The sequence below is a fragment of the Klebsiella sp. A-Nf5 genome, assembly GCF_002810545.1.
GTDB lineage: Bacteria > Pseudomonadota > Gammaproteobacteria > Enterobacterales > Enterobacteriaceae > Klebsiella > Klebsiella variicola.
Genome location: NZ_PIOG01000254.1, coordinates 75,504 through 86,141, shown reverse-complemented (window position 1 = coordinate 86,141; position 10,638 = coordinate 75,504). Strand labels below are relative to the sequence as shown.

General features: G+C 62.3%; 6 protein-coding genes. All 6 read left to right on the top strand.

Translation table 11 applies throughout. The features are described from left to right. Positions 1-98 precede the first annotated feature (98 nt). The 6 genes from bcsR to bcsC are packed head-to-tail and all read left to right on the top strand — an operon-like array spanning position 99 to position 10,575. The gene (gene bcsR, locus CWM53_RS23785; protein WP_002921513.1) at positions 99-287 is read left to right on the top strand and encodes a cellulose biosynthesis protein BcsR; all 189 of its coding nucleotides are present in this window, start codon (positions 99-101) and stop codon (positions 285-287) included. 11 nt (positions 288-298) lie between these two features. Beyond that, entirely contained in the window at positions 299-1,030 is a 732-nt protein-coding gene (gene bcsQ, locus CWM53_RS23780; protein WP_074386998.1) for a cellulose biosynthesis protein BcsQ, read from the top strand. Further along, on the top strand, positions 1,027-3,645 hold the full coding sequence (gene bcsA, locus CWM53_RS23775) for a UDP-forming cellulose synthase catalytic subunit (protein WP_012540356.1): 2,619 nt from the start codon (positions 1,027-1,029) through the stop codon (positions 3,643-3,645). Before bcsQ ends, bcsA begins: the two co-directional genes overlap by 4 nt. 10 nt (positions 3,646-3,655) lie before the next feature. Further along, a complete protein-coding gene (gene bcsB / locus CWM53_RS23770) occupies positions 3,656-6,001 on the top strand; it encodes a cellulose biosynthesis cyclic di-GMP-binding regulatory protein BcsB (RefSeq protein ID WP_100729739.1) in 2,346 nt (781 codons plus the stop codon). Positions 6,002-6,004: 3 nt separating this feature from the next. Further along, complete coding sequence (bcsZ, locus tag CWM53_RS23765; protein ID WP_100631004.1) at positions 6,005-7,114, top strand: cellulose synthase complex periplasmic endoglucanase BcsZ; 1,110 nt, start codon at positions 6,005-6,007, stop codon at positions 7,112-7,114. Next, positions 7,096-10,575 carry a cellulose synthase complex outer membrane protein BcsC gene (gene bcsC, locus CWM53_RS23760; RefSeq protein ID WP_100729723.1) on the top strand — a complete coding sequence of 1,160 codons (3,480 nt, stop codon included), beginning with the start codon at positions 7,096-7,098 and terminating at the stop codon, positions 10,573-10,575. The genes bcsZ and bcsC overlap by 19 nt, the downstream gene beginning before the upstream one ends. The last annotated feature ends 63 nt before the right edge of the window (positions 10,576-10,638 follow it).

Sequence of the window (10,638 nt, the reverse complement as noted above, 5' to 3'; positions counted from 1 at the left end):
TGAAATTAAAGGTCATCAGTTTTAGCATGTACACCTGCTTTTAAGGATGCGCTGTATTCGTCCTCTGGTTTAATAATAAATTTCGAACGGACAGAGATATGCCAGCAAAAGATCCTGCAGTACCCACGGACGCCACGCTGGGGTACACCTTTCAAAATGATTTTCTGGCGCTAAGCCGGGCATTTTCCCTGCCGGATATTGATTATCATGATATTTCCCGGCGCGAGCAGCTGAATGCGGCGCTGAAGCGCTGGCCGCTACTGGCAGAGTTTGCAGAGAAAAAATAAGGAAGCCGGAGATGGCTATTCTGGGATTACAGGGCGTGCGCGGGGGGACTGGCGTCACGTCCATTACGGCTGCACTCGCCTGGGCGCTGCAATTGCTCGGTGAAACGGTGCTGGCGATCGACGCCAGCCCGGATAATATGCTGCGCTTTTTTTTCAATACCGACGTCCATCATCAGGACGGCTGGGCGCGGGCGCTGCTCGACGGTCGGGACTGGCGCGACGCAGGACTGCGCTATACGCAACATATCGATCTGCTGCCGTTTGGCCAGCTCAGCGCCGGCGAAAGAGAAAATGCTGACCAGCTGCAGCCCGCGCTGGGGGTGATGGCGGAGGCTGTGCAGCAGCTGCAGAGCCAGTATCGCTGGCTACTGCTGGATCTGCCGAGCGGCTATTCGCCGTTGACCCGCGAGCTGCTGACGCTGTGCGATCGCACGCTGGTGGTGGTCCATCCCGACGCCAATAGCCATATCCGTCTACACCAGCAGCCCCTTCCGGCCAACAGCGACATTCTGATTAACGACCTGCGGGTCGGCAGCCAACTGCAGGAAGATCTCTATCAGCTGTGGCTCGAGAGCCAGCCGCGCATCCTGCCGGTGACGATTCACCGCGACGAGGCGATGGCTGAGTGCCTGGCGGCGAAACAACCTCTCGGGGAGTATCGTCAGGACTCCCTGGCGGCGGAAGAGGTGCTGACCCTGGCGAACTGGTGCCTGATCCACTATTCCGGCGGGAGGGCGGCATGATCCGCCTCAGCACGCTGCTGCTGGCTCCGCCGGTGGGGGAACGGCTGCGCGCGCGCTATGACGACTATCGGCAGCACGGGGCCTCCTGGCTCTCGGCGTCGCTTGGCTGTTTGTGGGCGTCGCTGGTCTGGGCGCTGATGCCGCTGGAGACGCCGCGCTGGCAGGCGATTCTGGCCCACCATGAAACCTATTTTCCCCATATTAATCCGCATCGCCCGCGTCCGCTGGACCCGCTGCGCTATCTTTTGCAATCCCTGTGGCTGCTGGCGACGCGCGTGCCGGAGCCGGAAAAAAAGGTCAACTGGCGCTCGCTGGCGGCTCTGGAAGGGGTGCATGGTCGCTATACGCAATGGCTGGAGAAACTGCCTGAACAGGTGAACGCCCGCACCGGCCATCTGGATAAACAGAAAGAGCTGGCGCACCTTAATCCGAAGCTGCGCCGGGCGATCCTTGGGGGGGTGACCTTCTGCTCGCTGGTGCTGGCGCTAATGTGTATTACGCAGCCCTTTAACCCGTTGTCGCAGTTTATCTTCCTGATGCTGCTGTGGGGCGTGGCGCTGCTGGTGCGCCGCATCCCGGGGCGTTTCTCGGCGCTAATGCTTATCGTGCTGTCGCTGACGGTGTCGTGCCGCTATATCTGGTGGCGCTATACCTCGACGCTGAACTGGAACGACCCGGTAAGCCTGGTGTGCGGGATCATTCTGCTGTTCGCAGAGACCTACGCCTGGGTGGTGCTGGTGCTGGGCTACTTCCAGGTGGTCTGGCCGCTGAACCGCCAGCCGGTGCCGCTACCGGAGGACATGGATCTGTGGCCAACTGTGGACATCTTCGTCCCTACCTACAACGAAGATCTCAACGTGGTGAAAAACACCATTTACGCCTCGCAGGGCATCGACTGGCCGAAGGATAAGCTGAACATCTGGATCCTCGACGATGGCGGACGGGAAGCGTTTCGCCAGTTTGCCAAAGATGTCGGGGTGCACTATATCGCCCGTACCAGCCACGAGCACGCCAAGGCCGGTAACATCAACAATGCGCTGAAATACGCTAAAGGGGAGTTCGTCTCGATCTTTGACTGCGACCATGTGCCGACGCGCTCGTTTCTGCAGATGACCATGGGCTGGTTCCTGAAAGAGAAAGAGCTGGCGATGATGCAGACCCCGCACCACTTCTTCTCGCCCGATCCCTTTGAGCGCAACCTTGGCCGCTTTCGCAAAACGCCGAACGAAGGGACGCTGTTCTACGGCCTGGTGCAGGACGGGAACGACATGTGGGACGCCACCTTCTTCTGCGGCTCCTGCGCCGTTATCCGTCGCGGCCCGCTGGATGAGATTGGCGGGATAGCCGTCGAAACGGTAACCGAAGATGCTCATACCTCCCTGCGACTGCACCGGCGGGGACACACCTCAGCCTATATGCGGATCCCGCAGGCGGCGGGGCTGGCGACGGAGAGTTTATCCGCGCATATCGGCCAGCGCATCCGCTGGGCGCGCGGGATGGTGCAGATTTTCCGTCTCGATAACCCGCTGTTTGGCAAAGGCCTGAAGCTGGCGCAGCGCGTCTGCTACGCCAACGCCATGCTCCACTTCCTCTCCGGTATTCCGCGCCTCATCTTCCTCACGGCGCCGCTGGCCTTTTTGCTGCTCCATGCCTATATCATTTATGCGCCTGCGCTGATGATCGCGCTGTTCGTGCTGCCGCACATGATCCACGCCAGCCTGACCAACTCGAAGATTCAGGGCAAATACCGCCATTCGTTCTGGAGTGAAATCTACGAGACGGTGCTGGCCTGGTATATCGCGCCGCCCACCTTTGTGGCGCTGATTAACCCGCATAAAGGTAAGTTCAACGTCACCGCGAAGGGCGGGCTGGTGGAAGAAGAGTATGTCGACTGGGTGATCTCCCGGCCCTATATCTACCTTGTACTGCTCAATCTGGTCGGCGTCGCGGTGGGGATCTGGCGATTTATGTATGGCCCGGAAAACGAAATTCTCACCGTCTGGGTGAGTATTGTCTGGGTGTTCTACAACCTGATTATTCTTGGCGGCGCGGTGGCGGTCTCGGTCGAAAGCAAGCAGGTTCGCCGTTCGCATCGTGTCGAAATGAGCATGCCGGCGGCGATTGCCCGCGAAGATGGCCATCTGTTCTCCTGCACGGTTCACGACTATTCCGACGGCGGGCTGGGGATCAAAATTCACGGCGACGCGCAGGTGCTGGAAGGCCAGAACGCCAGGCTGTTGCTCAAACGAGGACAGCAGGAGTATGCCTTCCCGGTAAGGGTCGCGCGGGTCAACGGCAGCGAAGTGGGGCTCCAGCTGTTGCCGTTGACCAACCAACAGCATATCGATTTTGTGCAGTGTACGTTTGCCCGCGCTGATACGTGGGCGCTTTGGCAGGATAGCTTCCCGGAAGACAAGCCGATGGAAAGCCTGCTGGATATCCTCAAGCTGGGCTTCCGCGGCTATCGTCACCTGGCGGAGTTTTCACCGCCGTCGGTGAAGGTGGTTTTCCGCGCGCTCACTTCGCTGGTGGCCTGGATAGTGTCGTTTGTACCCCGACGCCCTGAACGCGCCGCGCCGACGCTCTCCGCAGACCCGGCAATGGCTCAACAATGATGATAATGCGATGAAAAGAAAACTTTCCTGGATGTGTGCAGTAGCGGTGGGCATGTGCAGCTGGTATCCGCTGGCCTCTTATGCGGCGCCGGCCGCCGTGGCGAACGCCGCCCCTGGCGTTCAGCCGCAGGTAGCGACCCCGGGCGCGCCGATCGTGGTGGGCGAGCCGACGGCGACCCTCGCCGAACCGACCGCTCCGGCGGTGGTGGCCGAGAACGTCCCGCAGCGGGAGGTGAAGCTGACTTTTGCCACCATCGCGCCGCCGCCCGGCAGCATCGTGCTGCGCGGCTCACGGCCTGACGCGTCGGTCGAATTCGGCATGCGCAGCGATGAGCTGGTCGCCAACGCGCTGCTCAACCTGGAATACACCCCATCGCCTTCGCTGCTGCCCGTGCAGTCGCAGCTGAAAGTCTATCTCAACGATGAGCTGATGGGCGTCCTGCCCGTGACCAAAGAGCAGCTGGGGAAAAAGATCCGCGCGCAGTTGCCGATTGACCCGCTGTACATCACCGACTTCAACCGCGTACGGCTGGAGTTTGTCGGCCACTACCGCGATGTCTGCGAAAACCCCGCCAGCAGCACGCTGTGGCTGGACGTCGGGCGCGAAAGCTATCTGGATCTCACCTACCAGTCGCTGAAGGTGCATAACGATCTGTCACACTTCCCGGTGCCGTTCTACGATCCGCGCGATAACCGCCCGCTGACGCTACCGATGATTTTCCCGGGCTCGCCAGCGGTGGCCCAGCAGCAGGCGGCGGCGATTGTCGCCTCCTGGTTCGGCAGCAAGGCCGGCTGGCGCGGCCAGCAGTTCCCGGTCTATTTCAACGAACTGCCGGATCGTAACGCCATTGTGTTCGCCACCAACGACAAGCGCCCGGACTTCCTGCGCGATCATCCGCCGGTCAAGGCGCCGACCATCGAAATGATCGACAACCCGAACGATCCTTACGTCAAGCTGTTGGTGATTTTCGGCCGCGATGATAACGACCTGCTGCTGGCGGCGAAGGGGATTGCCCAGGGCAATATTTTATTCCGCGGCAGCAGCGTCACCGTGGACGGCATCAAAACCCTGCAGCCGCGTCAGCCTTACGACGCGCCGAACTGGGTGCGCACCGACCGCTCGGTCACCTTTGCTGAGCTGAAAACCTATGAGCAACAGCTGCAGTCCAGCGGTCTGGTGCCGGATGCCATCACCGTGGCGCTTAACCTGCCGCCGGATCTCTATCTGCTGCGGGCCAACGGCATCGATATGGATCTGAAATATCGCTACACCATGCCGCCGGTGAAGGACAGCTCGCGGATGGATATCAGCCTCAACGACCAGTTCCTGCAGTCATTCAGCCTGAACAGTGCTCAGGACGTGAATAAACTGATCCTGCGTCTGCCGGTGCTGCAGGGGCTGCTGGACGGCAAATCAGAGGTCACCATCCCCGCGCTGCGTCTCGGGGCGGTCAACCAGCTGCGCTTTGACTTCCAGTACATGAACCCGATGCCGGGCGGCTCCATCGACAACTGTATTACCTTCCAGCCGGTGCAGAACCATGTGGTGATCGGTGACGATTCGACCATCGACTTCTCAAAGTATTATCACTTTATCGCCCTGCCGGACCTGCGCGTCTTCGCCAACGCGGGCTTCCCATATAGCCGTATGGCGGATCTCGCCGACACGCTGGTGGTGGTGCCGAAGGCGCCGACCCAGGGTCAAGTGGCGACGCTGCTGCAGGCGCTGGGCGGCATCGGTTCGCAGACCGGTCTGGCGGCGATTAATCTGCAGATGACCGACGATGGCACCCAGATCAAGGATAAAGACGCGGATCTACTGCTGATCGGCGCGATCCCGTCGGCCCTCAAGGACGACACCAAAATCAACCTGCTGGTCGAGGCGACCAAAAGCTGGGTGAAAATGCCGATGCGCCACTATGACCTGGCGAGCATTTATCCCGACGATGAGGCCCGCACGCCCAACACGCGTACCGACATTACCTCCACCGGACCGATGGCGGCGGTGATTGGCTTCCAGTCGCCGTATAACGATCAGCGCAGCGTGGTGGCCCTGCTGGCCGACAGCCCGCGCGGTAATGAACTGCTGACCAACGCCCTTAACGACAGCGGTAAGCGGGCAGCAATGTTTGGGTCGGTGGCAGTGATCCGTGAGTCCGGCGTCAACAGCCTGCGAGTGGGCGACGTTTACTATGTTGGCCATCTGCCCTGGTTCGAGCGTATCTGGTTCGCGCTCTCTAACCACCCGATCCTGCTGGCGATCTTCGCCGCCATCAGTATCGTGCTGCTGGCGTGGGTGCTGTGGCGCATGCTGCGCATCATCAGCCGCCGCCGTCTTAGCCTGGATGATGAATAAATCATGATGAAAGTACTTTGTGGCGCGGTGCTCTCCGCGCTGCTGCTGGCGGCGGCCCCGGTGGGCGCCGCCTGCCAGTGGCCCGCCTGGGAGCAGTTTAAAAAAGCGTACGTCAGCCCGGAGGGTCGGGTGATTGACCCCAGCGATGCGCGCAAAATCTCCACCTCAGAAGGACAGAGCTATGGCCTGTTCTTCGCCCTGGCAGCCAACGATCGCGCAGGGTTCGACAAACTGCTGACCTGGACGCAGAACAACCTGGCGGAAGGTGACCTGCGACAACATCTGCCGGGCTGGCTGTGGGGGAAAAAGGACGACAAGCAGTGGACCCTGCTGGACAGCAACTCGGCATCCGACTCGGATCTGTGGATAGCCTGGGCGCTGCTGGAGGCGGGCCGCCTGTGGCAGCAGCCGCAGTATACCGAGACCGGAAAAGCGCTGCTGGCGCGGATTGTCGATGAAGAGACAGTGGCGGTGCCGGGCCTCGGCACGATGCTGCTGCCGGGAAAAGTCGGTTTTGCCGATGACAGCGGCTGGCGGTTTAACCCCAGCTATCTTCCACCGCAGCTGGCCACCTACTTTGTGCGTTTTGGCGCGCCGTGGCCTGCCCTGCGCGACAGCAATCTGCGCCTGCTGCTGGAGACCGCGCCGAAAGGCTTTACCCCGGACTGGGTGCGCTATGAGAAAGGGAAAGGCTGGCAGCTGAAAACCGAAAAGCCGCTGATCGGCAGCTATGACGCGATTCGCGTCTACCTGTGGGTGGGCATGCTCCATGATGGCGATAAGCAGAAAGCGCGCCTGTTGCAACGCTTTGCGCCGATGGCGGCGCAGACTACGGAGCAGGGGGTGCCCCCGGAGAAAGTGAATATTGCCACCGGCAAGACCAGCGGCCAGGGACCCGTGGGCTTCTCCGCGGTGATGCTACCGTTTTTACAGGACGACGAGGCCCGGTCGGTGCAACGCCAGCGCGTCGCCGATAACTATCCCGGCGCGGATGCCTACTATAGCGCGGTCCTGACGCTGTTCGGCCAGGGGTGGGATCAACACCGTTTTCGTTTCACCGCGGGTGGCGAATTACAACCTGACTGGAACCAGGAATGCGCAAGCTCTCACTAAGTTTACTCACGTTGTCCCTCGGCGTTGCGCTGCTGCCGTTAGCGCAGGCGGCGACGACGCCTGCCCAGGAGCATCTGCTGGAGCAGGTCCGCCTTGGCGAGGCCAGTAATCGTGAAGACCTGGTGCGCCAGTCGCTGTACCGCCTGGAGCTGATTGATCCCAACAACCCGGATCTGATTGCCGCGCGGATGCGCTACCTGCTGCGTCAGGGGGATGCCGCCGGGGCGCAAAAAGAGCTGGAACGATTGACGAAGCTGGCGCCGGACTCCCCGGAGCTGAAGGCGTCGCGCAATGAGATGAAAAGCAACACCGGCGAGGGCCGGCAGGCGCTGCAGCAGGCGCGACTGCTGGGCGTGGCCGGGAAGGTCGATGAAGCCATCGCCGCCTATGAAAAACTGTACGGCGGGGTGCCGGATGACGTTGACGTCGCCATTGAATACTGGACGCTGGTGGCGCGCCTGCCCGCTCGCCATAGCGAAGGCGTCAGCCAGTTGAAAAAGCTGAACGCCAGCGCGCCGGGCAACGTCAGCCTGCTGACTTCGCTGGCGAAGCAGATGTTTGCCGATAACAAACCGCAGGAAGGGTTTGCCTATCTGGCGGAGATGGCCCGCTCGGCCTCAGGACGCGGCATCGCCGCCGATATGTGGTTCAGTGAGGTGAAAAGCATGCCGGTAAGCAAGGCCAGCGTGCAGGCGTTGCAGCAATTTCTCCTGCAGTTTCCCACCGGCTCGGTGGCGGCCAACGCTCGCGTTCTGCTCGACCAGCAGCAGGCGCAGCTGCAGGATCCGACCTTCCGCGCCCGCTCGGAAGGGCTGGCGGCGGTCAAGTCCGGGAATGCCTCGCAGGCGGTCGCGGATCTGCAGAAAGCCGTTCAGGCCGACAGCCGCGACAGCGATGCGGTGGGTGCCCTCGGCCAGGCCTATTCCCAGCGCGGTGACCGCGCGCGCGCTGTGTCGCAGCTCAATAAAGCGATTGCCATGGACCCCGACAGCCCGAACCGCGGCAAATGGGACAGCCTGCTGCAAACCAACCGTTACTGGCTATTGATCAAGCAGGGGGATAATGCCCTGAAGGCCGGCCAGCTTTCGCAGGCGCAGCACTATTATGCCCAGGCGCAGCGGGTCGATCGCACCGACAGCTATGCCGTGCTGGGGCTGGGGGACGTCGCGGCGGCGCGCAAAGAGGCGGTGGCGGCGGAGCGCTATTACCAGCAGGCGTTGCGCCTGGATCGCGGCAATAACCTGGCGGTGCGCGGCCTGGCCAACCTCTATCGCGCCGAATCGCCGGAGAAAGCCAGCGCCTGGATCGCCGGCCTCCCTCCCGCTCAGCGGCGGAGCATCGATGATATTGAGCGCAGCCTGACCAACGACCGGCTGGAGAAACAGGCGCAGGCCCTGGAGAGCCAGGGCAACTGGGCGCAGGCGGCGGAAGTTCAGCGTCGGCGCCTGGCGCTGGATCCGGACAGCGTGTGGATAACCTACCGTCTGGCGCGCGATCTGGTTAGCGCCGGTGAACGCCAGGAGGCCGACGCGCTGATGCGGGCGATGGTCAACCGCCAGCCGCAGGATGCTGAACGGGTCTACGCCTCGGGGCTCTACCTGTCGGGGAACGACCAGGACGATCTGGCCCTGGCGCAAATCGCCGCTCTGCCGCGCAGCGCGTGGACGGATAACATTCGTGAACTTGAGGCGCGTCTGCAAAGCGACCGGGTACTGCGCCAGGCCAACCAGCTGCGCGACAGCGGTGACGAAGCGCAGGCGATCGCCCTTATCCAACAGCAGCCCGCCTCGGTGCGCTATGACCTGACGCTGGCCGACTGGGCGCAGCAGCGCGGCGACAGCCAGACGGCGATTGCCGACTATCAGCGGGTGCTGCGTCAGGAGGCCGATAACGGCGATGCGCGCCTTGGCCTTGCGGAAGTCTACCTGGCCGAGGGCGATAAACAGGCCGCCCGGGCGCAGGTCATGCAGCTGAAAGGCGCAGAGACCGAATCCATGAATATGCAGCGTCGGGTCGCCCTGGCGCGAGCCGGCCTTGGCGATACCGCTGATGCCCAACAGATTTTTAACCAGATTGTGCCGCAGGCGAAGGCGCAGCCGCCCTCTATGGAGAGTGCGCTGGTGCTGCGCGATGCCGCGCGCTTTGCCACCCAGACCGGGGCGCCGCAGCAGGCGCTGACGCACTACCGGGAGGCGATGGTGGCCTCCGGGATCACCCCCGCGCAGCCGCAGGACAACGATACCTTTACGCGGCTGACGCGCAACGACAGCCGGGATGACTGGCTGAAGCGCGGGATCCGCAGCGATGCCGCCGACCTTTATCGCCAGCAGGATCTGAACGTCACCCTGGAACACGATTTCTGGGGTTCCAGCGGCACCGGCGGCTATTCCGACCTGAAGGCGCATACCACCATGCTGCAGGTGGATGCTCCGCTGGCGGATGGCCGGATGTTCTTCCGCACCGATCTGGTCAATATGGATGCCGGCAGCTTTTCCACCCACAGCGACGGGAGCTACTCGCCCAGCTGGGGTACCTGCGGGGAGATCGCCTGTACCAGCGGCAGTAAAAACCAGACCGACAGCGGGGCCAGCGTGGCGGTCGGCTGGAAGAATGACACCTGGAGCGGCGATATCGGCACCACCCCGATGGGCTTCAATGTCGTCGATGTGGTGGGGGGGCTGAGCTACAGCAGCGACGTCGGGCCGGTGGGGTACACGGTCAACGTCCACCGGCGCCCCATCTCCAGCTCGCTGCTCTCCTTTGGCGGGCAGAAAGACAGCAGCAGCCATACCGGCACCACCTGGGGCGGCGTCCGCGCCGACGGCGGCGGCCTGAGCCTCAGCTATGACCGGGGCGAAGCACACGGTATCTGGTCCTCGCTGGGGGCCGACTCGCTGACCGGTAAAAACGTGGCGGATAACTGGCGCGTGCGCTGGATGACCGGGTACTACTACAAGGTCATCAACGAGAATAATCGTCGCGTCACCGTCGGCCTCAACAATATGATCTGGCACTACGACAAAGATCTCAGCGGCTACACCCTCGGCCAGGGCGGCTACTACAGCCCGCAGGAATATCTCTCATTCGCCGTGCCGGTGACCTGGCGTCAGCGTACCGAGAACTGGTCCTGGGAGCTCGGCGGGTCGGTGTCATGGTCCCATTCGCGCACCCAGACGCAAGCCCGCTATCCGCTGCTGAACCTGATCCCGTCCGACTACCGCCAGCGCGCCAGCGAGCTGACGGAGCAGGGAAGCAGCAGCCAGGGATTTGGTTACACCGCCAGAGCGCTGGTGGAGCGGCGAGTGACCAGCAACTGGTTCGTCGGCGCCGCGGTCGATATTCAGCAGGCGAAGGATTACACCCCGAGCCATGCGCTGCTTTACGTCCGCTACTCGGCGGCCGGTTGGCAGGGGGATCTGGATATGCCGCCCCAGCCGCTGGTGCCCTACGCCGACTGGTAGCAGAATAGGCTGAATTACGTCACAGAGCGCCACTCCACGGCGCGCTTCGCGTATACTCGTGTG